The organism is Phyllobacterium phragmitis (assembly GCF_002980495.1).
GTDB lineage: Bacteria > Pseudomonadota > Alphaproteobacteria > Rhizobiales > Rhizobiaceae > Paramesorhizobium > Paramesorhizobium phragmitis.
Map to the genome: position 1 here is coordinate 112,943 of NZ_PVBR01000003.1, position 25,099 is coordinate 138,041.

Consider the following 25,099-nt stretch of genomic DNA (forward strand, 5'->3'; position numbering starts at 1 on the left):
GTCATAGCATGATTGGCATTCTCTCCCGCTCGCTCGCGGGAGAGCTTGCGAGAGGGCGTGGCCCTCTCGCAGCTGTGCTTACTGTGTCTCCTGTATACGCTTCACGAGATCCTTCAACACATCGGTATTGGCGAATTTCTCGTAGACCGGCTTCATGGCGTCGATAAAAGGCTGCTTGTCGGGGTTTGTGACCTGAACGCCGGCGGCTTCAACGATCTTTTGCGACTCGATCTCCTTGGCGTCCCAAAGCTCGCGCATCTTGCCAACGGATTCCTTCGCCGCTTCGCGCACCGCCTGCTGATCTTCCGGCGAGAGCTTGTCCCAGCTCTTCTTCGACATCACCAGCACTTCCGGCGACATGGAATGCTCGTCGAGGGAATAATATTTTGCGACCTCGTAATGCTTCGAGGATTCATAGCTCGGCCAATTGTTCTCCGCCCCGTCGATGAGCCCCGTCTGGATGCCGGAATAGACCTCGCCATAAGCCATCGGCGTGGCATTGGCGCCGAGCGCGTTCACCATGTCGACGAAGAGATCCGACTGGATGACGCGGAACTTCATTCCCTTCAGATCGTCAATCGTATTGATCGGTTTCTTGGAATTATAAAAGGAACGCGCACCGGAATCGTAGAAGACGAGGCCGATCAGCCCCTGCGCCTCGAAGGCCTTCAGGATGTCGTCGCCGATGGGGCCGTCCATCACCTTGCGCATATGTTCCTTCGAACGGAATATATATGGCAGCGACGGAGCGATCGTTTCGGGTACGATGCCGTTGAACGGGGCCATGTTGACGCGGTTGAGATCGATGACGCCGAACTGCGTCTGCTCGATGGTTTCCTTCTCCTCGCCGAGCTGGTGTGAATGGAAAACCTCGATGCCGATACGGCCCTCGGTCTTCTCCTTCAAAAGCTCACCCATATATTTGACGGCTTCCACGGTCGGATAGCCATCGGGATGGGTGTCGGCGGATTTCAGCACCAGTTCCTGCGCCCCTGCGGCGACAATCGTCGCCAGCAGCGATGCAGACAGCGCTAGTGCGGCACTGAACTTTCCAAGATGTTTCATGTCTTCTCCTCCCAATTGAGCATTGTGCCCCCGTTGACAAATCACTGGCCTTAGAGCGCCGTGCATCCAATTGGACGCACAAAGGACGCGTCTCAAGTCTTTGAATCTACGGATCCTGCGTTCCGAAAATCGATTCCGATTTTCGGGCCGATGCTGTAGCCAGTCATCAAAGCCTGTAAGCCTCCTTCACAAGCCGATAGGTCAAATCATGCGCAACCTCATAGGCTTCGTCCTCACGAAGCCTGCCCGTGACCACCAACTCCGCCAGATAGGCGCAGTCGACCCGGCGCGCGACGTCGTGGCGAGCGGGGATCGAGCAAAAGGCACGGGTGTCGTCATTGAAGCCGACGGTGTTGTAGAAGCCCGCCGTCTCCGTCGTCAGTTCACGAAAGCGCCGCATGCCCTCCGCGCTGTCGAAGAACCACCATGCGGGCCCGAGCTTCAGGCATGGATAGACGCCGGCGAGCGGCGCAAGCTCGCGCGAATACGCAGTCTCGTCGAGCGTGAACAGGATGACGGAAAGGCCAGGCTCGGTGCCGACAGCGTCGAGCATCGGCTTGAGCGCCCGCACATAATCCGTCCGCATCGGGATATCGAACCCCTTGTCGCGGCCGAAGCGCGTGAAAATCGACTTCGAATGGCTGCGCCAGGATCCCGGATGGATCTGCATCACCAGGCCGTCATCAAGGCTCATGCGCGCCATTTCGGTCAGCATATGGCCACGAAAAGCATCCGCTTCCTCGGCGGAAATGGTGCCTTTGATCGCCTTTTGATATAGCCGCTCAGCTTCGCCGCGATCGAGATTTTCCGTGCGCGCCGTCGCATGGCCATGGTCCGTCGAGGTCGCGCCAAACGACTTGAAAAAGCTGCGGCGGATGCGGTGCGCGTCGAGATAACCGGCGAAATTACCGATATCCGCACCGGAAAGTTCGCCGAAACGCTCGATATTGCGCTGGAAATCCTGAAACTCCGGATCGACGACCGCATCGGGCCGATAGGCGGTGATCACCCGTCCCTTCCAGCCGGATTCCGCGATCTCTTTATGCCAGCGAAGATCGTCGAGCGGGCTTTCCGTGGTGGCGATCACCTCGATGTTGAAGCGCTCGAAAAGCGCCCGCGGACGGTAGTCGGGCTGTGCCAGCCGCTCGGCAATGCGCTCATAATAGAAATCCGCCGTCTTCGCCGACAGCACCACATCGATGTCGAACAGCGTTGCGAAGGCATGATCGAGCCAAATGCGCGTCGGAGTTCCGCGGAACAGGTAATAGTTTTCCGCAAAGCGCCGCCATATCTTGCGGCTGTCGGTTTCGACCGGGGCGCCATCCAGCGTCGGAACGCCCAGCTCTTCGAGCTTCACGCCCTGGCTGAACAACATGCGGAAGACATAGTGGTCCGGCACCACGAAGAGCTCGGCAGGGTCGGGAAACGCCTCGTTTTCAGCATACCAGCGTGGATCGGTGTGACCGTGCGGGCTGATAACAGGCAGATCGCGGATATGGGCATAAAGACCCCGCGCGACAGCGCGAGCGCCGGGATCCGCCGGAAAAAGCCGATCCTCGTCCAGCAGCCGCTGTTCACGCCCTTGCGCGCTTTGCTGCGCTATCGACATCCAGGCTGTCCCTCCCAAGCAGGTTTATCGGCATCCGTCGGAGACCGGAAAATTCGGCCTCGCCGGTGACTGTTCTTCTTAGTAAAAACTGGTATGGTAGATTTGTAAATAGGGAAAACGGATCTGAATGGACATACTTTCGACCAAGGGCGAAAAGCTGGCGGAAAGGCCGGAAACAGGTGATCCGACCATCGCAGACCGCGTGTTCACGACGCTGCATTCGGCCATTTTGACCTTGCAGATGCCGCCCGGCTCCAAGTTTTCGGAAGCCGAGATCGCCAAGCAGCTCGGTGTGTCGCGCCAGCCGGTGCGCGAAGCATTCATCCGGCTCGCGCAGATCGAGTTCGTCCGCATCCAGCCGAAACGCGCCACCGAAGTTTGCAAGATTTCCGAGGCCGCCGTCCTTAACGCGCGTTTCATCCGCGAGGCGTTGGAGGCAGCGGTCGTCAGGGACGCATGTGAGAACTGCTCCGACGAGCTGATCGATCAGCTGGAGGATATTGTCGAGCGCCAGCGCAAGGCGGTCGCCGTCAACGAACGCGAGCTTTTCCACGATCTCGACGACGCTTTTCACCGCTCTATCGCCGAAGGGTCGGGCCGCGGCCTCGTCTGGACGCTGATCAATGAGCAGAAGGCGCAGATGGACCGGGTGCGCTATCTCAGCCTCGCCTTCAACGAACCCGTCGTCATCAGGGAACACGCCGCCATCATCGATGCCCTGCGCGACCGCGCCACATCACGCGCCGAAACGGCGATGCGCCACCATTTGTCACGGATCAATTCGCTGATTGCCGTGCTGCGCCAGCAGCATCCACAGTATTTTGCTGCGACGCAAGCGGTTCAGGGGACGGACGCCGGCCCCCTGAACCTGAGAGTACCCGCGCTGGTCAAGCCGGCGCGGTGATCTTCAGCCTTTTCTTTGCACGCCGGGCCAGGATTAGCGGAAGAACGGCCATTCCAGCGGCAAGCACCCATAGCACCAGGGAAATCTTGCTCTGGAACAGAATGGAGACGTCTCCGCCGCTGATCGCCAGCGCATTGCGCAGATTGATCTCCATGACATGGCCAAGAACGAAGCCGAGGATGATCGGCGCCATATCGAAGCCGAGCTTGCGCAACAGCCAGCCTACCATGCCGATCGCCAGCATCAGCAGGACCGCGAAGCTCGAAGCGTGGGTCGAATAGACGCCGACGATCGACAGCACCAGAATGCCGGGAACGAGCAGCCAGTTGGGAACCGTCAGCACCCGGGCGAACAGATTGACGAGTGGCAGGTTGAGGATCAAGAGTATGATATTGCCGATGAACAGCGAGGCAACGAGGCCGCCGACGATTTCCGGACGCTCGGTAAGCAGCATCGGACCGGGCTGGATATTGTACAGCATCAGCGCGCCGAGCATGACGGCAGTGGTGCCTGAGCCCGGTACGCCGAGCGTCAGCATCGGCACGAACGCGCCGCAGGCCGTGGCGTTGTTCGCCGCTTCCGGTGCTGCGAGACCGCGCATGTCGCCCTTGCCGAAAGTGCCCTCGGTGTCGGACAGGCGCTTGGCGGTGGTATAGGCGATCGCGCTCGAAACCGATGCGCCGGTTCCCGGCAGGACACCGACGACAAAGCCGATGACGGAACTGCGCAAGGCGGTGCCGACGGATTTGCGGACATCGTCAGCCCGCACGATTATCCGCCCGAGTTTCTTGATGACGGTAAAGCCCGATGCCTGGTTTTCAAGGATGAGGAGCGCTTCCGAGATCGAGAACAACCCGATCACCAGAACCACGAATTCGATGCCGTCACCCAGTTCCGGCTCGTTGAAGGTGAAGCGGTAGGCGCCGGACGTCGCGTCGAGACCGACCGTGGCGAGCATCAGCCCGAGCGTGCAGCCGATCAGCGTTTTCACCGGCTGGCTGCCGACCATCGAACCGAGTGTGGCGAAGGCGAAAACCATGAGCACGAAATATTCCGCCGGTCCGAAGCCGATGGCAAGGCTGGCAAGCAGCGGCGCAAACAGCGCCAGACCGGTTGCACCGATCATGCCGCCGACGAAGGACGAAAGCCCGCTCAGCATCAAAGCCTCGCCGGCGCGCCCCTGACGCGCAAGCGGATAGCCGTCGAGAGCGCTCATCACGGCGCCGGCGTCTCCCGGTACGTTGAGCAGGATGGACGAAATCCGGCCGCCATATTCGGCGCCGCAATAGATCGAAGCCAGCAGGATCATCGTGCTTTCGGCCGGCAGGCCCATCGTGTAGGCGATCGGCAAAAGCAGCGCGATGCCGTTGATGGGACCGATCGCCGGCAACGCGCCGACCATCGTGCCGATGAAACAGCCGATGAAGCCGATCGCCAGGTTCTGGAATGTGAGGGCAACGGCAAAGCCGCCCCAGAGATATTCAAGGTTCATGGAAATATCCTCGGTCAGTTTCCCGCCTGCCGCTCAGCCGAAAAGCGCGCCTTTCGGCAAATAGACGTCGAGCAGATAAGAGAAGACGAACCACCACAGGAGGGCGTGCCCGGCTGCACCGATCAGCGCCTTGCGCAACGGCGCTCCGAAAATCCATCCGATTCCCGCCGTCAGCACAAAGATCGACACTGCAAACCCAAGCGGTTCTAGAAGAAGCACGGCAACAATGATGAACGCCGGCACAGCCAGGGTTTTGAGCAGAAGCGAACCGGTTGGAAACGGCTCCGTCAGGCCCGGCTTCCTCAAATGGAACAGGCACAACACCGCAAGGATGATCGCCAGCATCACCGGTATGACGCGTGGCCCCAGCGGATCGGAAGCGAAGGCATATTCGATCCGGCTGCCGCCGATGCCATAGGCGACCGCCAGAAGCAGAAGACAGACGCCGCCTATTCGACCGGCGCGGGAAGCGGTTTTCGTTTTGTCCGACATCGATTTCTCCGTCATTCGCGCAACCAGGACAAGGCGGTCCGCCGATACCGGCGGACCGCCTTATGTGGTTTACATGCCGGCTTCCTTGGCAAGTATCTTGAAGCGGGCGACGTCGGTCTTCACCTGGTCCTCGAAGTCCTTGCCGATGAGAGTGTACTCATAAAGGCCGCGCGCTTCGCGCTCCTTCTTGAACTCCGGCGTTTCGGCCAGCTTCTTGAAGCTGTCGACCCACCAATCATAATCTGCATCGGAGACGTCCTTGCCGACATAATAGCCGCGCCACACCGGCCATTCGATATCGATGCCCTGCTCCTTGGCCGTCGGCACGTCGGCCAAGGAGCCCGGCAGGCGCTCCTTCGACATGACGGCAAGGATGCGGACCTTTCCGGCAACATGATGCTTCGCCATTTCGGCGGCATCGCCGGCGCCGACCTTGACATGACCGCCTTCCAGCGCCGTCAGCACCGCGCCGCCGCCTTCCAGCGCGACGTAGCGCATCTTCTTCGGATCCTGATCTGCAGCCTTTGCAAGGATCGCGCCTTTCATCCAGTCCTGCGACCCGACTGCGCCGCCGCCGGCGATGGCGAAGCTTGAAGGATCGGCCTTATAGGCATCGATGAGTTCGCCAAGCGTCTTGATGGGCGAATCCGCGGCAACGACCAGCACGCCATAATCCGCGCCAAGCGCACCGAGCCACCGCACTGCGGTTTCATCATACTGGCCGAACTTGCCCTGGGCGAGCAGCAGCGCCGAACCCGAGGAAGCGGCGGTGATGAGATTGCCGTCGGAGCCACGCTTACCGATCACATGATTGTAGGCAACGGCGCCGACGCCACCTTCCATATAGGTGACGGCCATCGGCTTGCTGATCATCTTGGCTTCGAGCAGCGCATTGGCCGCGAGACGGCAGGTCAGGTCGAAGCCGCCGCCGGGCTTTGCCCCGGCAAGGCATTCCGGCTTGCTTGGCTCAGCCAATGCGCTTCCGCCCGCCAGCGCCACAAATACGATGCCGGCGACAAGGGCTCCCACCTTAAGGGCTCCAGTCTTCATTTTCATCATGATCCTCTCCCACATTAGATTTCATCATCGACCCGGGGCGGGGTGCAGGACCTTTTGCACAACGGCATGGATACCTTCGCATCGCATGAGATCATGCTGCGTCGGCTCGTTTGCAGGGAAACCACGGATGCGCTGTCGCTTCCGTATTCGGGTGAGTTTTGCGATTTCCTCCGCGCCGCCGTCCGGTCCTTCTCCCGCAGACAGGCTGCGGCCTTCATAGGGGAGAAACCTGTCACCATGCTGTCACGCCGATCCGGCGGCAGAGCAGCTTCGGAGCGCCGTTCCATTATCCGTTTTCCTTGATCGCCGGCAGGTTCCGTGCAAATGCATCGAAAATGCGCATTCTTCTTGTCGAGGATACCCAGGATGTGGGGGAGGCTATCAGCCGCCGGTTCGAGACGGTCGGTCACACCGTGGATTGGGAAACCGACGGCCAGGCGGCGTCCGACATCCTCGACTTCACCGATTACGATCTGGTCATCCTCGATGTGATGCTTCCGGGCCTCAACGGGTTCGAAATATTGCGCCGGTTGCGGCAGGCGAAGAAATCCATCCCCGTGCTCGTGCTGACCGCGCGCTCCGAGATCGAGGACCGGGTGGGGGCGCTGGATCTCGGCGCCGACGACTATCTCGTCAAGCCGTTCGATTTCCGCGAACTGGAGGCGCGCGCCCGCGTCCTCCTGCGCCGCAGCACCGGAGAAGCCACCAACCTGATCGAGTGCGGCGACATCGTTCTCGACCGTTCGAGCCGCAGCGTGCGTGTCGGCAAGCGCGAAGTGCAATTGAAGCGTCGGGAAATGACGCTTCTGGAAATCCTCGCCACCCGCCCCGGCCGCGTCTTCAGCAAGGACGAGTTGCTGGACCAGCTTTTCGGCTTCGACGAGCCCGCCGGCCACAATGCCATCGAACTCTATGTCGGCCGGTTGAGGAAAAAGCTCGAGGGTTCGCGTGCCCGCATCGTCACCGTTCGCGGCCTCGGCTATCAGCTGGTGTCAGATGCCGCAGCGTGAACCTTCGCTTTTCTGGCGCCTTGCGCTGCGTGTTGCACTGGTCTTGTGCATTGGAGCGGGACTGCTGATCACCGCCGCATGGTATTATGCCAGGGCAGCCGCCGACGACGCCTATGACCGGTTGCTGCTCGGCGCCGCGATTCAGATGGCGGAGAGCCTGACTGTCGAGACAGGCCATCTCGTCATCAATCTGCCGTCATCGGCTTTCGAACTGCTCGGGCTTGCGGCCAGCGACCGGATTTTCTACCGCGTCGTCGATCCCGGCGGCCGGACGCTGACGGGCTATGACGATCTCGAAACCGGCATCGATCTCGATAGCGTCCGTGCCGACCCCGTCTTTGCCTCCGCCCAATTTCGCGGTGCGCCGGTCCGCCTGACCATCGTCGCCCGCGCGCTTTCCGATCCGACGCTCTCCGGCTGGGCCCATGTCATCGTCGCGCAGACGACCGAGGCGCGGCGCGCCCTTGCCGGCGAGCTGACCTATCGTGCCGTCATTCTCGTTGCCGCCATGAGTATTCTCGCGCTTGCGGGCACAATGCTCGCCATCCGCTATTCGCTCCAGCCGATCGCTCATCTCGGCGCGGCGATGCGCCGCCGTGATCCGCAGGATCTGACGCCGGTCGAGGTCGAGGCCCCGCGCGAGCTTCAGCCCTTCCTCGCCTCCATCAATCATTTTATGGGGCGACTGAATGAACGGGTCGATCTCCTGCAACGCTTCATCGCGGATGCCGCGCACCAGATCAGGACGCCGTTGACCGCACTTTCGGCACAGGTCGATCTGCTTGGCCAGGATCAGATGGATGAATCCGGTCGCCGGCATCTGGCCCGTGTCAAGAAGCGGGCCGATGAACTGGCACGGCTGACGAACCAGCTCCTGAGCCATGCCATGGTGATCCACCGGTCGGATTCGGTGCAGCTTGCGCCGGTCAATCTGCTGGAAATCGCGAGGCGCGCATTTCGCGTAGCCATACCGATCACGATCGATCCCGATATCGTGGTCTCCTTCGAGGCGACCAGCGATGCCCCGATGGTAGTCGGCGATCCCGTCAGCCTTCGCGAGGCCATCGTCAACGTCATCGACAATTCGCTCCGGCACGGAACGATATCGCGCCTCGAGGTGCGGGTCGTCAGCGACGGCAACACCGCAAGAGTGGAAGTCGAGGATGACGGGCCCGGCATTCCCGTCAAGGAGTGGGAGAAGGTGACGCAGCGCTTCGTCACGTCCAAGGCCCATGAGGGCAGCGGCGGCCTCGGCTTTGCCATCGCATCCGAGGTGGCAACCGCCCATGGCGGCGGTCTCGGGTTCCGGGAAAAGGGAGCGCGCGGCTTTACCGTCTATCTGGAAATTCCGCTTGCGCCCCGGGAAACAGAAGTGAAGAAACAGAAATGAAGAAGATACTGATCCGCTTCTCTGCCATGGCTGCCGCCGTCATCATCGCCGGTTCGGCAAGCGCGCTGGAAGGCAGCCGGCATGTCTTTCCGGCACAACAGCAGGAACGGAGCGTTCTCTCCATTCATGCCGCCACCGATATCGATGCAATGGAACCTCTCATCCTCGACTTCCAGAAAACGGCACCCGATATCGCCGTCGAATATGTCGAATATGTCACCAACGACCTCTACAACGAAGCCGACAAAGCCTGCCGCGACGGCGCGGCGCTCGGTGATATTTATCTCTCATCCTCCGTCGATCAACTGGTGAAGCTCGCCAATGACGGTTGCGCGATACCGCACCGGTCACCGGAGACGCAAAATGTCGCCTCATGGGCGAACTGGCGAGATGAGGTCTTCGGCTTCACCTTCGAGCCATCGGTGTTCGTCTATAACAGCGATCTGGTGCCCGCCGAAGATGTGCCACGGACGCATGTGGAACTCGCCGACCTGCTTCGCCGCAAGCTCGATTTTTATCGCGGCCGCATCGGCACTTACGATCTGCGCAAGTCCGGTATCGGCTATCTGCTCGCATTTTATGACGCACGCCAGACAACCACTGTCTATGGCCGCCTGCTCGAAAGCATGAGCCGGGCCGACGCCGCAGTCCGCTGCTGCAACAGCGAAGTTCTCCAGCAGGTATCGAGCGGCAATTTCTACATCGGCTATAATATTCTGGGCTCCTATGCCTATGCCGAGCACAGGCGGAATCCGCAGTTGAAGATCGTCCTGCCACGTGATTACACGCTGATCCTCAGCCGTGGCGCGTTGATCCCGAAAAACACGGCGCGCGGCGATCTCGGCACCAGGTTTCTCGACTATCTCCTGTCCGCGCGCGGACAGGAGATCGCCCGCGAGAAAGCCTTCTTCTTCTCCGAAAAAGGCCCTTTGCCGCTCGATGTCGACGGCCCGCTGACGCTGGTCGAATCCGGCATTGCGCGGCCGATCCGCATCGGCCCAGAGCTTCTTGCCGCACAGGATCACGCGCAGCGCGAGCGCTTCATTGCCGACTGGAGCAATCTGATCATCGGTCCGGGGAAAACCGGGCGGTAAGCGCGGGATATGAAAAAAACTCTCGACCTGATGTCGGGAAAGGTCATGCTCCTTCGTCTTATGGAAGAGGAATGGCGTCTTTATGGGAAAGAGGAACGGCCCCATGCTCTATGCGATACTCTGCTATAATTCCGAAGATGTCGTCGGCTCCTGGTCCAAGGAGGAAGAGGACGCCGTCATGGGACAGCTCATGGCTGTACAGGACGGGCTTGCCAAGGCGGGCCGGCTCGGTCCCGTGGCCAGGCTCCTGCCGACAACGGCGGCGACGACGCTGCGCAAGAACGGCGACACGCCGCTCGTCATAGACGGGCCCTTCGCGGAGACGAAAGAACAACTTTTGGGCTTCTACGTGATCGAAGCTGCGTCACTAGACGAAGCGCTCGATACGGCACGTGATCTTGCGCGCGCCAATCCCGGCACCGGCTCCTATGAAATCCGCCCGATCATGCTTTTCAATCCCGCGCCAGACCTCACATGACCGACCCCCACTGGATCGATACCGCGCTGACCGCCGCCCGCCCCCAGGCGGTCGGGGCGCTTCTGCGCTATTTCCGCGATCTCGATACAGCCGAAGAGGCGTTCCAGGAGGCCTGCCTGAGGGCGCTCAAGAGCTGGACAAAGAACGGCCCGCCGCGCGATCCGACCGCATGGCTCATCTTTGTCGGGCGCAACAGCGCGATCGACGTGGCGCGGCGTCAGGCCAGGCATCAGGCGTTGCCTCCCGAAGATCAGTTATCCGATCTCGAAGACACCGAATCCGCGGTTGTCGAGAAAATGGACGTCGCCGATTATCGCGACGACATCCTGCGCCTGCTCTTCATCTGCTGTCACCCGGATCTGCCTGCGACGCAGCAGATCGGGCTGGCACTCAGGATCGTTTCGGGCTTGTCGGTCCGTCAGATCGCTCGGGCTTTTCTTATCAGTGAAAGCGCCATGGAACAGCGCATCACCCGTGCCAAGGCGCGTATCGGCTCGGGCGATTTGCCGTTCGAGACGCCCGGCCCCATCGAACGGGCCGAACGGCTCGCAGTGGTCAGCGCCATGGTCTATCTCATCTTCAACGAGGGTTATTCGGCAAGCGGCAATGAGGGCAAGGCGCGCTTCCCGCTTTGCGATGAGGCCATAAGGCTGGCCCGGTTGCTATTGCGCATCTTCCCGACCGAACCCGAGATCATGGGGCTGATGGCTTTGCTGCTGCTCCAGCATGCGCGTGCCGCAGCCCGCTTTGATAACGACGGTGCGATCGTTCTGCTTGAAAACCAGGATCGGAACCTCTGGAACAGGCAGATGATCGCCGAGGGTCTGGCGCTGATCGACAAGGCGATGCGGCACAGGCGTCCCGGCCCTTACCAGATCCAGGCGGCAATCGCCGCGCTCCATGCCCGCGCAGCGCGCGCGGAAGACACCGACTGGGTTGAAATCGAACAGCTTTATTCGGCACTCGAAACGCATACGCCCTCGCCCGTCATTACGCTCAACCGCGCTGTCGCAGTCGCCAAGACACGCGGACCGGCCGATGCGCTCGCCCTCATCGAGCCGCTGGAGGAAAGGCTTTCCGGCTATTTCCACTATTTCGGCGTCAAGGGCGGACTGCTGATGAAACTCGGCCGTACGGAGGAAGCACGCCTTGCCTTCGACCGCGCCATTTCGCTGGCCAATACGGCCGCCGAAGCCGCCCATATCCGCATGCATCTCGACCAGCTTGCGCAGGTCGACGCTTCCGCCTGAACAACTATCTGAGGGCGGCAAGAGGCGATACACGGCCCGCGTCCGCCATTGGAGCGCTGCCGACTGCAAGGCGCATGAGGAGATGGGCTTTCACAAAGGTTGGGGCCCAGTGCGCCGATCAGCTCACGGCGCTCGTTGCCAAACGCTGAACTGCTCCCACCAAAGATTCGACACAAACCGTTCCTAGCCTTGGTCCTTCAACAACAGTTGGAGTGACTTTCATGCACAGACTAGCCATCGTCGCCACGACGTCACTGCTCGCCCTCGGTAGCACGGCCCTTGCCGCTAACAGCCAATTCGGCAGCGTGAAAATAAAAGCCGATACCATTAAAGTCGATAGCAAGAATTTAACGCATGCCTCCGGCAATGTGGTCGTTCTCAGCGGCAAAGCGACGATCAAGATGGACAAGGCTTCCATTTCCAAGAAGGATGGCAAGATCGTCATCGAAGCGGAGCACTGAAAACCGCTCCTTCTGCGGTTTTCGATCTCGGAGCCCGCTGATTTCATCTTTATTTTTTGAGAATTTCCTGCGTTTTGGCACGGTTTGCACCCGTATTTGATGCGCAATTCGTGCCAAATCCTCTTGATCGTGGTAGATGAACTTATCATCACCGCCCTCAGATGCCGATCGCTTCCATGACCCGCTGCTCATCATTGGCAGATCGTAAAGCCGGTTTCCGGTCGCCGCACGGATCGCATTGCCGACAGCGGCGACAGATGTGCTGTCGCGCCGGAGGCACCAATCCGGCGGAAAGGCAATGCCCTTTTTGACCGATCCCATTCGCATCGTTTGCGCTGACGGCGCCTCCCAAGTGGTGATGGGCCACTTGATGGTCAACGCCAGGGATCTTGCCATTCGCCCCCTCTTGGGTGAAACATTTCACGATAATATGGATTGCGTATCGCAGGCGTTTTGGACGCTGGCGGACACACGAATTTTCCCGGAAAAGACAGCAATCTATGCGTGAAAAAAGGGCAAAACACACCACAACCTGAAGGGAAATCTGCGAGAAAAAGTCATCAAGGCTTTGATTTTACGGCGCATCCGTATAGTTTGCCGCAAAATTCGCCGCTCGCCCCCGGAATAAACGAAAATAAGCAGCGTGGCCCCGGGCGCATAAAAGAGCCAACCAGAGAAGGAACAGGAAATGAGCAACTACACCAAATATCTTGCCAGCCATGTGACGTCAGGCGGCATGAGCCGCCGTGAGTTCATGGGCCGCGCCATGGCCGCCGGACTGACACTGACGGCCGCAAGTCAGCTTTTCACGGAAAGCGCCGAGGCCCAGGAGCCGAAGCGCGGTGGCCATCTGAAACTCGGTCTTGAAGGCGGTGCAGCCACTGATTCGAAAGATCCGGCAAAATTCCTGTCGCAGTTCATGTTCGTCGTCGGTCGCTGCTGGGGCGACATGCTGGTCGAATCGGACCCGCTGACCGGCAAGCCGGTTCCCGCACTGGCGGAATCCTGGGAGCCGTCCGCCGACGCTGCGACCTGGACCTTCAACATCCGCAAGGGCGTGCAATTCCACGACGGCAAGGAACTCACCATCGACGATGTCGTCGCCACCTTGAAGCGCCATACCGACGAGAAATCGGAATCCGGCGCGCTCGGCGTGATGAAATCGATCAAGGAAATCAAGGCTGACGGCGGCAAGCTGGTGCTGACGCTGAGCGAGGGCAATGCCGACATGCCGTTGCTCTTGTCGGACTACCACCTCGTCATCCAGCCGAATGGCGGTGTCGACGATCCCGGCGCATCGATCGGCACCGGCCCCTACAAGATGGCAAGCTTCGAACCGGGCGTCCGTGCCACGTTCGAAAAGAACCCCGACGACTGGCGTTCCGATCGCGGCTATGTCGATTCGATCGAAATCATCGGCATGAACGACGCGACCGCCCGTATCGCCGCGCTCTCGTCGGGCCAGGTGCACTACATCAACCGCGTCGGTCCGAAGACGGTCGACCTCCTGAAACGCGCACCGAATGTAGAAATATTCAATACGTCGGGCCGTGGTCATTACGTCTTCATCATGCACTGCAATACCGCGCCGTTCGACAATAACGACCTGCGGCTGGCGCTGAAATACGCCATGGACCGCGAGACGATGGTCCAGCGGATCCTCGGCGGCTATGGCAAGGTCGGCAACGACTTCCCGATCAATGAAACCTATGCCCTCTTCCCGGAAGGCATCGAGCAGCGCAGCTACGACCCCGACAAAGCCGCCTTCCACTACAAGAAATCAGGCCATGACGATTCCGTGCTGCTGCGCACCTCGGAAGTCGCTTTTCCTGGCGCCGTCGATGCGGCGGTTCTCTACCAGGAAAGCTGCAAGAAGGCCGGCATCAACATCGAGGTCAAGCGCGAGCCGGGCGACGGCTACTGGAGCAATGTCTGGAATGCGCAGCCATTCTGCACCTCCTACTGGGGCGGGCGGCCGACACAGGACCAGATGTATTCGACAGCCTATCTCTCGACCGCCGACTGGAACGACACGCGCTTCAAGCGTCCGGATTTCGACAAGCTGCTCTATGAAGCCCGTTCCGAACTCGATGAAGCCAAGCGAAAGGACATGTATCGCGAAATGGCGATGATGGTCCGCGACGAAGGCGGCCTTATCCTGCCGATGTTCAACGATTTCGTGAATGCGGCCAGCAAGAATGTAAAAGGCTACGTCCACGATATCGGCAACGACATGTCCAACGGTTATGTCGCTACCCGCGTGTGGCTGGAAAGCTGACGCCTGAAACCGGGTTCAACAGCCCGAGAACCCCGGAACAAGGATCGCAGGTTCATCCCTGCGGTTCTCCCGATCCGTTTCAGAGCGAGGCCTCTTGTCCATGTCAGAATCCGTAGATACCGGCAGCCCGCCCGGCCAGAAAGAATCCGGTTTGCGCTATAAAGAGCGCTTTCCATTGCTGGCGCTCATCGTCGAGCGGCTTTTGCTGAGCGCCGCGCTGCTTCTTGCCGTTTCCGTCCTTATCTTCGGTGGTGTCGAGGCACTGCCCGGCGACTTCGCCGAGACCTATCTCGGCCAGTCCGCGACACCGCAGGCCGTCGCCAATATCCGCAGCGATCTCGGCCTCGACCGGCCTGTCGTCACCCGTTATTTCGAATGGCTCGGCAATGCCGTGCAGGGCGATTTCGGCACTTCATGGGCGAGCCGCAATTCGGTGAGCGAACAGATCGGCAAGCGGCTTGGAAACTCGCTGTTCCTTGCCTTTTGCGCGGCCATCATATCGGTGCCGCTGGCGGTGGGGCTCGGCATGCTCGCCGTCCATTTCCGCAACCGCATTCCCGACAAGATCATCAATGTGGTCTCGCTTGCCGCGATTTCGCTTCCGGAATTCTTCATCGGCTATCTTCTCATCCTGTTTTTCGCCGTCAAATTCGGCGTGGCGACCTTTCCCGCCACCGTTTATGACAGCATGACCTTCGTCGAGCGTCTGAAGGCCGTCGCGCTGCCCGTCGCAACGCTCGTCCTCGTGGTGCTTGCCCATATGATGCGCATGACGCGCGCCGCAATCCTCAGCGTCATGTCCTCGGCCTATATGGAAACGGCGGAACTGAAAGGCCTCGGCGCTTTCCGCTCCATCGTCCGCCATGCCGCGCCCAATGCGCTGGCGCCGATCATCAATGTCGTGGCGCTCAATCTCGCCTATCTCGTCGTCGGTGTCGTGGTGGTCGAAGTCGTCTTCGTCTATCCCGGCATGGGTCAATATATGGTCGATGCGGTGACCGTGCGCGACATGCCCGTGGTGCAGGCCTGCGGCCTCATCTTCGCCGCCGTCTATATCCTTTTGAACATGCTGGCGGATATCCTCGCGATTATCGCCAACCCACGGCTGAGGCACCCGCGATGAGATTGCGCGACATCCCCTTCACGGCCTGGATCGGCATTGCAGGCATTCTGCTTGCTTTCTTCTGCGCCATCTTCGCGCCCTGGATCGCCCCTCACGGCGAAACGGAGATCGTCGGCAATGTCTGGCAACCGCCCGATGGACAGTTCGTCTTCGGCACAGACAATCTCGGCCGCGATATCCTGTCCCGGCTGATCTATGGAGCAAGAACGACGCTGCTCGTGGCGCTTGCCGCCACCATCATTTCCTTCTCGCTCGGCGTCATACTGAGCTTTACCGCGGCCACGTCACGCGGGCTGATCGATCAGGTCCTGTCGCGCTTCAACGATCTGATGATGTCGATCCCGACGCTCATCTTCGCGCTGGTCGTGCTCGCCGTCCTGCCGCAGAACCTCATCGTCCTGATCCTCGTCATGGCCATTCTCGATTCCACCCGCGTCTACCGGCTCGGACGAGCGGTCGCGCTCGATGTCGCGGTCATGGAATTCGTCGAGGCGGCAAAGCTGCGCGGCGAAGGCCGGCTATGGATCATCTTTCGCGAGATCCTGCCCAACACGCTGTCGCCGCTTCTGGCCGAATTCGGCTTGCGCTTCGCCTTTTCGATCCTGTTTCTCTCCACCCTCTCCTTTCTCGGGCTCGGTATCCAGCCGCCGGCCGCCGACTGGGGCGGCATGGTCAAGGATAACAAGGATGGGATCATCTTCGGCATATCCGCCGCGCTGGTGCCGGGGGCGGCCATCGCCATCCTGGCCATTTGCGTCAACATGGTGGTGGACTGGCTTATGAAACGGACATCCTCTCTGAAAGGGGGACGCGGCGATGCATGAACCTCTTCTTTCGGTCCGCAATCTCAAGATCGAGGCGAAAATCTACCCGCAAGGTGAGCCCCCCCGCGACATCACCATTCTGGAGGACGTGTCCTTCGACCTTGAAAAAGGCAAGGTGCTTGGGCTCATCGGCGAATCCGGCGCGGGAAAATCGACCGTTGGCCTGAGCACGCTCGGCTATGGACGCGGCGGCATCCGCATCACCGGCGGCGAGGTGCTGTTGAACGGCCAGGACATACTGAAGCTTGGAAAGAGCGGCCTGAGATCGCTGCGCGGCGCCAAGGTCTGCTATGTCGCGCAATCGGCAGCCGCCGCGTTCAATCCGGCGCATCGCCTCGGCGATCAGGTGATCGAGGCGAGCGTCGAACATGGCATCATGAGCCGCGAGAAAGCCAGCGAACGGGCGATCTATCTCTTTCGCGTCCTCGGCCTCCCCAACCCAGAAAGCTTCGGCGAGCGCTATCCGCACCAGGTCTCGGGCGGCCAACTCCAGCGGGCGATGACCGCCATGGCGCTTTGCCCCAACCCCGAGCTGATCGTTTTCGACGAGCCCACCACGGCTCTCGACGTGACGACCCAGATCGACGTTCTGGCGGCCATCAAACATGCGATCGAGGAAACCGGTGTCGCCGCTCTCTACATCACCCATGATCTGGCCGTGGTCGCGCAGGTTGCCGACGACATCATGGTGCTGCGCAACGGCAAAACCGTCGAATACGGCACCGCCAGGCAGATCATCGAGGCACCGAAGGAGGACTATACCAAGGCGCTCGTCGGCGTGCGCGAGATGCAGCATGAAGAAGCCGTCGACCAGAGCGAACCGCTTTTGAGGCTCGATAATATCAGCGCCGCCTATTCGAATATCATCCAGGTGCTGTTCGACGTTTCGATGCATCTGCCCAAGGGACAGACGCTTGCCATCGTCGGCGAATCCGGTTCGGGGAAGTCGACGCTCGCCCGCGTCATTACCGGACTGCTTCCGCCCAGCGCGGGAAATGTCGTCTTCGACGGCGAGGTTCTGCCGAAGGCGCTGGCGCAGCGCACACGCGAACATCTGCGCCGTATCCAGATGATCTACCAGATCGCCGATACCGCCATGAACCCACGGCAGACCGTGCGCGATATCATCGGTCGCCCGCTGACCTTCTATTACGGCATGCACGGGCGCAAGAAGACCGAGCGCGTTGCCGAACTACTCGAACAGATCGAGATGGACCCGCAATACCTCGACCGCTATCCCGCCGAACTCTCCGGCGGACAGAAGCAGCGTGTCGCCATCGCCCGCGCACTGGCGGCAAAGCCGGATCTCATCCTTTGCGACGAACCGACCTCGGCGCTCGATCCCCTGGTCGCCGAGGGCATTCTCAAGCTGCTCATGCGGCTTCAGGCGGAAACCGAAGTCTCCTATGTCTTCATCACCCATGACATCGCCATCGTTCGCGCCATCGCGGATTCGGTCGCCGTCATGCATCGCGGCAAACTCGTCCGGTTCGGGCCGAGGCATGTCGCCCTCTCGCCTCCCTTCGACGACTATACCGACCTGCTCCTGCAATCGGTTCCCGAAATGCGGATCGGCTGGCTCGAACAGGTATTGAAAACCCGCCGCATGGAAAGTGCCGGCAATTAGAGCGCGGCTCTTTCCCAGAACGTGCCTGAAACGGCATGCCCCTCCCCTATCTTCAGGACAAACAACCATGGCGACACACCCATTCACCGTGATTGAAAACGAGTGGATCACCCTTGCCGACGGAACGAGACTTGCCGCCCGGATATGGATGCCCGAAGGCGCGGCGGCCGATCCGGTGCCCGCCGTACTGGAATATCTTCCCTATCGCAAACGTGACGGCACGTCTCCGCGCGATGAATCCACCTATCCCGTATTTGCCGCCGCCGGCATTGCCGGCGTTCGCGTCGATATTCGCGGCTCAGGCGAATCCGACGGCGTGATCGATGGCGAATATACGCCGCGCGAACTCGATGACGCCTGCCAGGTGATCGCCTGGATCGCCGCGCAGAAATGGTCGAACGGCTCCGTCGGAATGATGGGGATTTCCTGGGGCGGCTTCAATTGCCTGCAACTGGCGGCCCTGCGTCCGCCAGCGCTGAAGGCGGTCATTTCCATCGCCTCCTCCGTCGATCGCTATAATGACGACATCCATTACAAGAACGGCTGCCAGCTTTCCACGCAGTTGTCCTGGGCCGCGACGATGCTTGCATATCAGTCACGTCCGGCCGATCCGGCCCTTGTCGGCGAGGCCTGGCGCGAGCAATGGCTTGAGCGCCTCGAAGGCGAGCCCTTCTTCATGGAGGAGTGGCTGTCGCACCAGCGCCGCGACGCATTCTGGCAGCACGGGTCGATATGCGAGGATTTCTCCGCCGTTCAGATTCCGGCGTTGGTCATCGCCGGATGGGCCGACGGGTATCGCAATACGCCGCTGATGGCGGCAGAAGGTCTCGGCAGCCAGGCCAAAGTCATCCTGGGGCCATGGGTGCATAAATATCCGCACTTCGCCTGGCCGAAACCGCGCGCCGATTTCCACGGCGAAGCGATCCGCTGGTGGAACCGCTGGCTGCGCGGTGATGAGAACGGCGCAGAAGATCTGCCGCAGGTGCGCGCCTATATTCTCGACGGGCCGCGCCCGGCGCTTCGACGGGACTTCGATCCGGGACGCTGGATCGCCAAGCCGGAATGGCACAAACCGGAGATGGAGGAACTCCACGTCTCGGTGGCAGGCATTCTTGATTTCGGTCCGCGGCGGGAAGGAGACGCGCGCGACGTTTTTCTCAAGTCACCGCTCGATCTGGGAACGACATCAGGCGAATACTTCACCTTGAAGCCGGACGCCGAAATGGCGGGAGACCAGCGTGCCGACGATGCGCAATCCCTCGTCTTCGAAACCGAACCGCTGGCGCAGGCGCGCGATTATCTCGGCCGTCCCGTCCTCACGCTGGAAATTTCCTGTGACGGGGACTGGGCCAATCTTGCCGCGCGGCTCGTGGATATCCATCCCGATGGTACCGCAACCCGTGTCAGCTTTGGTGTGCTGAACCTTGCCCATCGCGACGGCAATGCCCAACCCAAGAAGATGCAAAAGGGCCAGAAAATCACGATCAAGCTGCTCCTCGATGCCTGTGGCTACCGGTTCGAGAAGGGCCATCGCATCCGCCTGGCGCTTTCCACCGCCTATTGGCCGATGATCCTTCCCTCCCCGGCCGATCCTGGCCTGACGATCGATGGGGCAAGCCTTCAGCTCGATCTGCCGAAGCTTGGTGCGCATCGAGACCTCCACATGCCCGAGCCGGAGAATCCCGATCCGCTGCCAAGATATATCGACCATGAACCCGCCGGAACCCGCCGTTCGGTCGAACGCGATCTGGTCGCCGGGAAGACGCATTACCGCATCCATGAAGACACCGGGCTGTCGGAGCATCCGCAAACCGGGCTTGCCACGCGCCAGATCCGCGACGAGGACTGGGCGATCGCGCCCGAGGATCCGCATTCCATGACCGGCCGATCGACCTGGACTTGCGAAATGAAGCGCGGCGACTGGTCGGTGCGCACGATATGCAGCGCCCACCTTGCCTGCACGAAGGACCATTGGCTGGTGAGCGCCCATGTGAAGGCCTATGAGGGCGGAGCGCTGGTTTTCGAAAAGGAATATGAGAAGAAGGTCGCGCGCGATTTCATGTGAAGGATCAGGATCCGTTCATTGTGCCTTATGCGGATCGCTTCGCCTGCCTTCCCGCCTTATGATGCCTTTTTGCCGCCTCCTCACATTTGCGGCGGAACGCCTCGACTTCCGACGAGGGCAGGTGCTCGATGCCTATGAAGCTGTTGCAACATCCCGTTGACCGCCCCTTCACAAAACCTGTTCCCTGGATATTGACAATGCGGTGAATATGGCTTATCTACAGGCCTCGATAGTTGTTTGCCGATATTTGTTTTTGCTGGCGCCTTGTGCGCTCACTTGACGAACTTCCCACTTCAATAATCGAGATAAAGTGGCCGCCGTGCGTCGTACGGTGGTATAAGATGTTGCTATTGAAAGGGTTCGTTATGGCCACTGGCACAGTAAAATGGTTTAATTCCACAAAGGGCTTCGGCTTCATTCAGCCTGATAATGGCGGTCCGGACGTTTTCGTTCATATCTCCGCTGTCGAGCGCGCCGGAATGCGCGAACTCGTCGAAGGCCAGAAGATCGGCTTCGAGATGGAACGCGACAACAAGTCGGGCAAGATGTCCGCAGGTCAGCTTCAGGCTGCCTAACTGTATTTGACCTCGCCATGACCACGGATGTACTGGCATGCTGCAGAGGTGAATTCCAGAAAAGGCCAGGCAATCGCCTGGCCTTTTTGCATGCCGGGAATGCTTCCCATAATGCTTGATATGAAATCTGTAACGACAAGGACGACGCTGGATTGAGACGTGTAACAGATAATGGCTTCGCTGAACGCCGCAAAGCGGCCGCCGAGGCCAAACAACAGCTCCTGAAGAAGTTCGAGACCGCACCGAAGCCCACCGATCCGGAAGTACTGGCAAAACGGGAAGAGCGGATGGCTATATCCGCCGCGCGTGAAGCACGACGTGCCGAACGCGAGCGATTGAAGCAGGAAGAACAAGATCGCCAGCTTGCCGAGGCCGCAGCCTTGGCTGAAGCGGCAGATGCCGAGGCGAAAGCCCAGGCGGAGGCGCAGCAAGCCGAGATGAAAGAACGCATCGCACGCGTCGTTGCGGATGATGCAGAGCGGAAGGCCGAGCGCGATCGTCGATATGCCGCCCGTAAGGCCCGGCAGCGCTGAACCGAAGACCGGACGAAGCCCGAAGATTACAGCGGGATCGACCAGCCTGAAGGCAGCCCCGGGCCGCCTTCAGTATTCGCGGGATTTCGGTGGGCTCAGTTTTGCGGTTCAACCTGCTCGGCCCAGCTCTTCGCCCCGCTTTTCCCGTCCAGGAAAGACCGCACGGTCCTGGCCACCTCAGGCGCCATGAAAACCTCGTAATGCGTCAGGTCCGGAAGGATAGCCAGCCGGTTCTGCGACATGTGCTCACGCATCCAGCCAGCATCCTTCAGTCCGCCGCCGAGCAATTGGTAGAATTCGACAATGTGTTCGGGGCGAAACATATCGCTGTCGCCATAGACGAGCATGACCGGCATGGTGAGCTTCTTCACGTCCGCCGACCAGTCATAGGGCCTGCGCATAAAATCGCCCATCCGGTCGAGCAGCGTCGGGAATTCCTCCGGGTTCGGCGCGATTGCCGCATATGACTGATACATCGGCGTATCCTTCATGATATCCGCCATGCCCGCATTCACTTGCGCCTGCATCGGCAGCATCTCGGGATAGAACCCGTTTTGCGCAAAGCCGCCCGAAACCAGCGCCAACCGGCGCACCATATCGGGATGCTGCATTGCACCGGAAACATTGCTGCTATGCACTATTGTGCATTCCATTCCCCGCGAAATGAATTAGTATCACCTTAGAAGATAGAGCTTCGTAAGGGTTTACCTCCGCCCAAACCCAAGCGATTGAGGCTGGCACTCCTCCTCCCAGTCAGCCTTAACCTAACGACACCCGCCGCACCTCCTCCCGCGGCGGGTGTTGTTTTTTCGGCTTGGGAATCCGTCTCCCCTATATGTTTGGCCCGCTTCCATCCCGGTCAGATCACGATTCCCGCACATTGCGCTTATATGCTCGCGGATACTTTGCCGTTGTTGATCGTATGAACAGCACCGCAGAATAAATCTGCGCTCCGGAAATGAAACTCTCCCGGAAAACGAAAATGACCCGCTGCGGGAGGAGGTGCAGCGGGTCAGATCTTTGAACACGGCAGGGAGGAGAGCGCCATGTTCAGTATTGAGTTCAGGGGAGGAGCCAAAGCATTGAACTCAATGATTCGGTTATATCACACGCGCAAATAAAAACAGAAGCAATTATGCAAATGACGGTTATCAGAACGTTTCTTTCCGGTATTTCTATAAATACAAATCGATAAATACATCCCGTAAAAGTAAGCCATCTTGTATCATTTTGCGTGTATTCTATATCGGCTCCTAATTTGATGGAATCGCCTAGCCTTACGTCATCCTGCACCGTCGGAATTGTGGAGATGGTGAGGGGACTCCTGTGACAAGCACAGGCCCGGGCACAGGAATGACGGTAGATTGACTGTTGGCAGCTAATTGCAGACGTTTTCGCCCGCAGAACGGTTGTTTATAGGGGCGAAAGCATCTCCACTTCCGTCATTCCTGTGCCCGGGCCTGTGCTTGTCACAGGAATCCTGTGTCACCGATGCCGCTGTTGCTACGGTTGGAATAGGGTGTTTGCCACCGTCAAGATTGAGGAACGCCTGAACGCATCGTTTCCGTCTGAAAGTGAAAGGCACTATTGCTAAGCTTTATGAAGACAATTTCAAGAAACCCGGCCGAGATCAGCGGAACGGGCCATAGAGAATTCATCGCCAGCATTCGCTGTCGCGGCGACAACAGCACCGTCAACGGCAACCATCGATGTTCAGGTGGCGTGAGATCCCTGCGTGCTGATGACGGCGTCCGCTTCCTTGCCGTACAATTCCTCGAAATGATCGAAGGCCTTTGAAAAATAGCCGATGCCCTGCGTGGCTGAGCGAAGCGAGCGCGCCAGCTCGTCCAGCGCACTGCCGGAAACAAGAGCCCGAAAGATATCCCAACCCTTTACCGTTTCATTCCGGTCAAAGCCGAGAACCTGGCCTTTGAGGGCTGAAACGATCGGCACGAGGCTGCCGGAGTAGATGGAGGGGATGTGAATTTCAATCCGGAACATCGGCTGCATCAGCACGGCTGAAGCCTGGGAAAGCGCCTGCCGCACACCCATCTTTGCCGCCGCCCGGAAAGCGAATTCCGAACTGTCGACGGAATGATGCTGACCGTCGGTCAGTGTCACGCCGACATCCATAACCCTGAAACCCAGGGGACCTTTTTCCATCGCCTCGCGGGCTCCCGTCTCGACGGCTGGTATGTAGTTTCGCGGAACTGCTCCGCCTTTGACGGTTTTGCCAAAGCTGAAATCTTCACCACGCCCGTTGGGACGGACGCTCAGCTTCACATCGGCGAATTGACCGGCTCCGCCGGTTTGCTTGCGATGACGATAATGGATTTCGGCCGTTTTTGTGATCGTCTCCCGGTAAATCGCACTGGGCGCTTTATCGGACACACCGACGTGAAAGACCTCGGACAACATCTTGCAGATATCGCGCAAATGCACCGGTCCCTGAACGCAGACCAGGTGCGCACCGGTCTCTTCTTCCTGCATGACGCGCAGACCGCGATCCGTTTCGGCGAGCTTTGCCAACATTCCTGAAAGCTTGGTCTCGTCGCGTTCGCTGGCAGGCACGAGAATTCTTTCGAGCATCGGCGGCGGTGGTGCGGTCCATTGTGGCGGCGTCACGGCAGCATCGGCGGCGAGCAGGGACGGAACGGGCAAATGATCCGACTTGACTGCAGCGACGACATCTCCGGCCGCGGCCGCCGCGGAAACGGGCCGACCGGTTACCGGATCCTGCACGGAGCCCAATCCCAAGCCACCCAGTGTGGATCCTTGTTTGAGCCCATCCGCCAGAGCACGGACGAGAACTGTCTTGCCGACGCTCGGGCGATGATAGGCGTGAAAGCTGACGCCAGCCAAAGCGGCCTCGTCAATATTACTGGAAGCGGCAAGGCGCTTTCGCAGCGCGATGACGGGCGGGGCTTCATGACGAAGCGCTTTCATCAATCGCAGCATGCCATTGCCATGGCTTGCCGCGCCGACGAGAACCGGGATGATCTTGTTTTCCCGAAGGACCCGCGAGGCGATGGCATAGACAGCGTCGCTCGCCGGTTCGCGGTCTTCAACGAGTTCCTCCAGCAGCCAGTCATCGAAATCCGAGAGCTGTTCCAGGAGTTCGGCGCGTGCCTCGCGTTCGCGTTCCGCGACGTTTTCCGGCATCTCGACCAGCGACGACGGCTGACCTTCGCGATAACGCCAGGCACGCTCCGATATCAGATCGCAGCTGCCGATGATCCTGTCGCCTTCGCGGATCGGAACCTGCCGGAGAAGCAAAGTGTGGCTGGAATAGTCCTGAAGCGCGGCGATGACGTCTCTCAGCCGCCCTCTCGGCTCATCCATCCGGTTTACGAACAGGATGCAGGGCGTTCCCGAGGCTTCGATCGCCCGTAAATGCGGTGCGGCCAGAACGGCCTCGTCCGGCGCGGAAGAAACACACAGGATACAGGCATCGCTGGCCAAAAGCGCGTCCTGTATATGCGCCAGAGCCTCGTTGGGTCCCGGTGCATCCAGCGCGCACCATGCCTCGTTTCCGAATTCGAACTCCGTCACACCGACGCCATATGGAGAGACGGATTTCTTCGGCACACCTTCCAGCGAGCCCAGTTTTTCCACGAGCGTGGATTTTCCGGTCTGTGACGGTCCAAGGACTGTAAAGCAACGCATCGGCCATCCTCCCTGCCATGATCATGGATTTCCACCGTCAGGATGCCCCCATCTGGCCCGAAGCGCCAGAGACGGACGATTTTTCTTGATCACGTCATTTTTCA

General features: G+C 59.9%; 22 protein-coding genes and 2 pseudogenes. 16 read left to right on the plus strand and 8 right to left on the minus strand.

Annotated elements, in window-relative coordinates; translation table 11 throughout:
• Positions 1 to 78: 78 nt before the first annotated feature.
• Positions 79 to 1,065, minus strand: a complete 987-nt coding sequence (locus tag C5748_RS04625) for a TRAP transporter substrate-binding protein (protein WP_105741013.1) — start codon at positions 1,063 to 1,065, stop codon at positions 79 to 81.
• 166 nt (positions 1,066 to 1,231) lie between these two features.
• On the minus strand, positions 1,232 to 2,674 hold the full coding sequence (gene uxaC / locus C5748_RS04630; protein WP_105740772.1) for a glucuronate isomerase: 1,443 nt from the start codon (positions 2,672 to 2,674) through the stop codon (positions 1,232 to 1,234).
• 127 nt (positions 2,675 to 2,801) lie between these two features.
• Here uxaC and C5748_RS04635 point away from each other — a divergent pair, with 127 nt between their 5' ends.
• Positions 2,802 to 3,578: a GntR family transcriptional regulator gene (locus tag C5748_RS04635; protein ID WP_105740773.1), complete on the plus strand. Its 777-nt coding sequence runs from the start codon at positions 2,802 to 2,804 to the stop codon at positions 3,576 to 3,578.
• Here C5748_RS04635 and C5748_RS04640 read toward each other — a convergent pair.
• From C5748_RS04640 to C5748_RS04650, 3 genes are all read right to left on the minus strand, one after another.
• On the minus strand, positions 3,562 to 5,070 hold the full coding sequence (locus C5748_RS04640) for a tripartite tricarboxylate transporter permease (RefSeq protein ID WP_105740774.1): 1,509 nt from the start codon (positions 5,068 to 5,070) through the stop codon (positions 3,562 to 3,564). The genes C5748_RS04635 and C5748_RS04640 overlap by 17 nt on opposite strands.
• A gap of 33 nt (positions 5,071 to 5,103) precedes the next feature.
• Positions 5,104 to 5,562 (minus strand): tripartite tricarboxylate transporter TctB family protein, encoded by a 459-nt coding sequence (locus tag C5748_RS04645; protein ID WP_245428799.1) that lies wholly within the window; start codon positions 5,560 to 5,562, stop codon positions 5,104 to 5,106.
• A gap of 69 nt (positions 5,563 to 5,631) precedes the next feature.
• Positions 5,632 to 6,621 carry a Bug family tripartite tricarboxylate transporter substrate binding protein gene (locus tag C5748_RS04650; RefSeq protein WP_245428801.1) on the minus strand — a complete coding sequence of 330 codons (990 nt, stop codon included), beginning with the start codon at positions 6,619 to 6,621 and terminating at the stop codon, positions 5,632 to 5,634.
• Positions 6,622 to 6,956: 335 nt separating this feature from the next.
• Between C5748_RS04650 and C5748_RS04660 the strand changes: the two genes are divergently transcribed.
• The 7 genes and pseudogenes from C5748_RS04660 to C5748_RS29395 all read left to right on the plus strand — a co-directional run bounded on the left by C5748_RS04660 (position 6,957) and on the right by C5748_RS29395 (position 12,304).
• Complete coding sequence (locus C5748_RS04660) at positions 6,957 to 7,631, plus strand: response regulator transcription factor (RefSeq protein ID WP_105741015.1); 675 nt, start codon at positions 6,957 to 6,959, stop codon at positions 7,629 to 7,631.
• Entirely contained in the window at positions 7,618 to 9,021 is a 1,404-nt protein-coding gene (locus C5748_RS04665; RefSeq protein WP_105740777.1) for a sensor histidine kinase, read from the plus strand. Before C5748_RS04660 ends, C5748_RS04665 begins: the two co-directional genes overlap by 14 nt.
• Positions 9,018 to 10,115, plus strand: a complete 1,098-nt coding sequence (locus tag C5748_RS04670) for an ABC transporter substrate-binding protein (RefSeq protein ID WP_105740778.1) — start codon at positions 9,018 to 9,020, stop codon at positions 10,113 to 10,115. The genes C5748_RS04665 and C5748_RS04670 overlap by 4 nt, the downstream gene beginning before the upstream one ends.
• 103 nt (positions 10,116 to 10,218) lie before the next feature.
• Complete coding sequence (locus tag C5748_RS04675) at positions 10,219 to 10,593, plus strand: YciI family protein (RefSeq protein ID WP_105740779.1); 375 nt, start codon at positions 10,219 to 10,221, stop codon at positions 10,591 to 10,593.
• Positions 10,590 to 11,843: an RNA polymerase sigma factor gene (locus C5748_RS04680; protein WP_105740780.1), complete on the plus strand. Its 1,254-nt coding sequence runs from the start codon at positions 10,590 to 10,592 to the stop codon at positions 11,841 to 11,843. The genes C5748_RS04675 and C5748_RS04680 overlap by 4 nt, the downstream gene beginning before the upstream one ends.
• Positions 11,844 to 11,853: 10 nt before the next feature.
• Positions 11,854 to 11,992: pseudogene (locus C5748_RS28780) on the plus strand (SRPBCC domain-containing protein); the annotation flags it as partial.
• Between the two features lie 72 nt (positions 11,993 to 12,064).
• The gene (locus C5748_RS29395) at positions 12,065 to 12,304 is read left to right on the plus strand and encodes an LptA/OstA family protein (RefSeq protein ID WP_105740781.1); all 240 of its coding nucleotides are present in this window, start codon (positions 12,065 to 12,067) and stop codon (positions 12,302 to 12,304) included.
• Here the strand turns inward: C5748_RS29395 and C5748_RS28500 are convergent.
• A complete protein-coding gene (locus C5748_RS28500; protein ID WP_199194721.1) occupies positions 12,191 to 12,700 on the minus strand; it encodes a hypothetical protein in 510 nt (169 codons plus the stop codon). The genes C5748_RS29395 and C5748_RS28500 overlap by 114 nt on opposite strands.
• On the opposite strand from C5748_RS28500, the gene C5748_RS29400 reads away from it, so the two are divergent.
• From C5748_RS29400 to C5748_RS04730, 8 genes are all read left to right on the plus strand, one after another.
• On the plus strand, positions 12,603 to 12,812 hold the full coding sequence (locus C5748_RS29400) for a hypothetical protein (RefSeq protein ID WP_105740782.1): 210 nt from the start codon (positions 12,603 to 12,605) through the stop codon (positions 12,810 to 12,812). The two genes, C5748_RS28500 and C5748_RS29400, sit on opposite strands and share 98 nt — an antisense overlap.
• Before the next feature lie 180 nt (positions 12,813 to 12,992).
• Positions 12,993 to 14,582, plus strand: a complete 1,590-nt coding sequence (locus C5748_RS04700) for an ABC transporter substrate-binding protein (protein WP_105740783.1) — start codon at positions 12,993 to 12,995, stop codon at positions 14,580 to 14,582.
• Positions 14,583 to 14,682: 100 nt separating this feature from the next.
• Positions 14,683 to 15,705: an ABC transporter permease gene (locus C5748_RS04705; protein WP_105740784.1), complete on the plus strand. Its 1,023-nt coding sequence runs from the start codon at positions 14,683 to 14,685 to the stop codon at positions 15,703 to 15,705.
• Positions 15,702 to 16,529, plus strand: a complete 828-nt coding sequence (locus tag C5748_RS04710) for an ABC transporter permease (protein ID WP_105740785.1) — start codon at positions 15,702 to 15,704, stop codon at positions 16,527 to 16,529. Before C5748_RS04705 ends, C5748_RS04710 begins: the two co-directional genes overlap by 4 nt.
• Positions 16,522 to 18,156 carry an ABC transporter ATP-binding protein gene (locus C5748_RS04715; protein WP_105740786.1) on the plus strand — a complete coding sequence of 545 codons (1,635 nt, stop codon included), beginning with the start codon at positions 16,522 to 16,524 and terminating at the stop codon, positions 18,154 to 18,156. Before C5748_RS04710 ends, C5748_RS04715 begins: the two co-directional genes overlap by 8 nt.
• A 67-nt stretch (positions 18,157 to 18,223) precedes the next feature.
• Positions 18,224 to 20,221 (plus strand): CocE/NonD family hydrolase, encoded by a 1,998-nt coding sequence (locus C5748_RS04720; RefSeq protein ID WP_105740787.1) that lies wholly within the window; start codon positions 18,224 to 18,226, stop codon positions 20,219 to 20,221.
• Positions 20,222 to 20,571: 350 nt separating this feature from the next.
• A complete protein-coding gene (locus C5748_RS04725) occupies positions 20,572 to 20,796 on the plus strand; it encodes a cold-shock protein (RefSeq protein WP_105741016.1) in 225 nt (74 codons plus the stop codon).
• A gap of 152 nt (positions 20,797 to 20,948) precedes the next feature.
• Positions 20,949 to 21,329 (plus strand): DUF6481 family protein, encoded by a 381-nt coding sequence (locus tag C5748_RS04730; RefSeq protein ID WP_105740788.1) that lies wholly within the window; start codon positions 20,949 to 20,951, stop codon positions 21,327 to 21,329.
• Between the two features lie 95 nt (positions 21,330 to 21,424).
• On the opposite strand, the pseudogene C5748_RS04735 reads toward C5748_RS04730, so the two are convergent.
• Both C5748_RS04735 and C5748_RS04740 read right to left on the minus strand, forming a co-directional pair.
• Positions 21,425 to 21,943, minus strand: a pseudogene (locus C5748_RS04735) (alpha/beta fold hydrolase); the annotation flags it as partial.
• 1,099 nt (positions 21,944 to 23,042) lie between these two features.
• Positions 23,043 to 24,995, minus strand: coding sequence for an elongation factor G (locus tag C5748_RS04740; protein ID WP_105740789.1), 1,953 nt, complete (start codon positions 24,993 to 24,995; stop codon positions 23,043 to 23,045).
• Positions 24,996 to 25,099: the final 104 nt, after the last annotated feature.

Coding starts and splice junctions, on each gene's coding strand:
- C5748_RS04700 (WP_105740783.1), top strand. CDS start 12,993: ATGAGCAACTACACCAAATATCTTGCCAGCCATGTGACGTCAGGCGGC.
- C5748_RS04660 (WP_105741015.1), top strand. CDS start 6,957: ATGCGCATTCTTCTTGTCGAGGATACCCAGGATGTGGGGGAGGCTATC.
- C5748_RS04625 (WP_105741013.1), bottom strand. CDS start 1,065: ATGAAACATCTTGGAAAGTTCAGTGCCGCACTAGCGCTGTCTGCATCG.
- C5748_RS29395 (WP_105740781.1), top strand. CDS start 12,065: ATGCACAGACTAGCCATCGTCGCCACGACGTCACTGCTCGCCCTCGGT.
- C5748_RS04710 (WP_105740785.1), top strand. CDS start 15,702: ATGAGATTGCGCGACATCCCCTTCACGGCCTGGATCGGCATTGCAGGC.
- C5748_RS28500 (WP_199194721.1), bottom strand. CDS start 12,700: ATGGCAAGATCCCTGGCGTTGACCATCAAGTGGCCCATCACCACTTGG.
- C5748_RS04715 (WP_105740786.1), top strand. CDS start 16,522: ATGCATGAACCTCTTCTTTCGGTCCGCAATCTCAAGATCGAGGCGAAA.
- C5748_RS04740 (WP_105740789.1), bottom strand. CDS start 24,995: ATGCGTTGCTTTACAGTCCTTGGACCGTCACAGACCGGAAAATCCACG.
- C5748_RS04705 (WP_105740784.1), top strand. CDS start 14,683: ATGTCAGAATCCGTAGATACCGGCAGCCCGCCCGGCCAGAAAGAATCC.
- uxaC (WP_105740772.1), bottom strand. CDS start 2,674: ATGTCGATAGCGCAGCAAAGCGCGCAAGGGCGTGAACAGCGGCTGCTG.
- C5748_RS29400 (WP_105740782.1), top strand. CDS start 12,603: ATGCCCTTTTTGACCGATCCCATTCGCATCGTTTGCGCTGACGGCGCC.
- C5748_RS04675 (WP_105740779.1), top strand. CDS start 10,219: ATGCTCTATGCGATACTCTGCTATAATTCCGAAGATGTCGTCGGCTCC.
- C5748_RS04670 (WP_105740778.1), top strand. CDS start 9,018: ATGAAGAAGATACTGATCCGCTTCTCTGCCATGGCTGCCGCCGTCATC.
- C5748_RS04640 (WP_105740774.1), bottom strand. CDS start 5,070: ATGAACCTTGAATATCTCTGGGGCGGCTTTGCCGTTGCCCTCACATTC.
- C5748_RS04650 (WP_245428801.1), bottom strand. CDS start 6,621: ATGATGAAAATGAAGACTGGAGCCCTTAAGGTGGGAGCCCTTGTCGCC.
- C5748_RS04680 (WP_105740780.1), top strand. CDS start 10,590: ATGACCGACCCCCACTGGATCGATACCGCGCTGACCGCCGCCCGCCCC.
- C5748_RS04720 (WP_105740787.1), top strand. CDS start 18,224: ATGGCGACACACCCATTCACCGTGATTGAAAACGAGTGGATCACCCTT.
- C5748_RS04665 (WP_105740777.1), top strand. CDS start 7,618: ATGCCGCAGCGTGAACCTTCGCTTTTCTGGCGCCTTGCGCTGCGTGTT.
- C5748_RS04635 (WP_105740773.1), top strand. CDS start 2,802: ATGGACATACTTTCGACCAAGGGCGAAAAGCTGGCGGAAAGGCCGGAA.
- C5748_RS04645 (WP_245428799.1), bottom strand. CDS start 5,562: ATGTCGGACAAAACGAAAACCGCTTCCCGCGCCGGTCGAATAGGCGGC.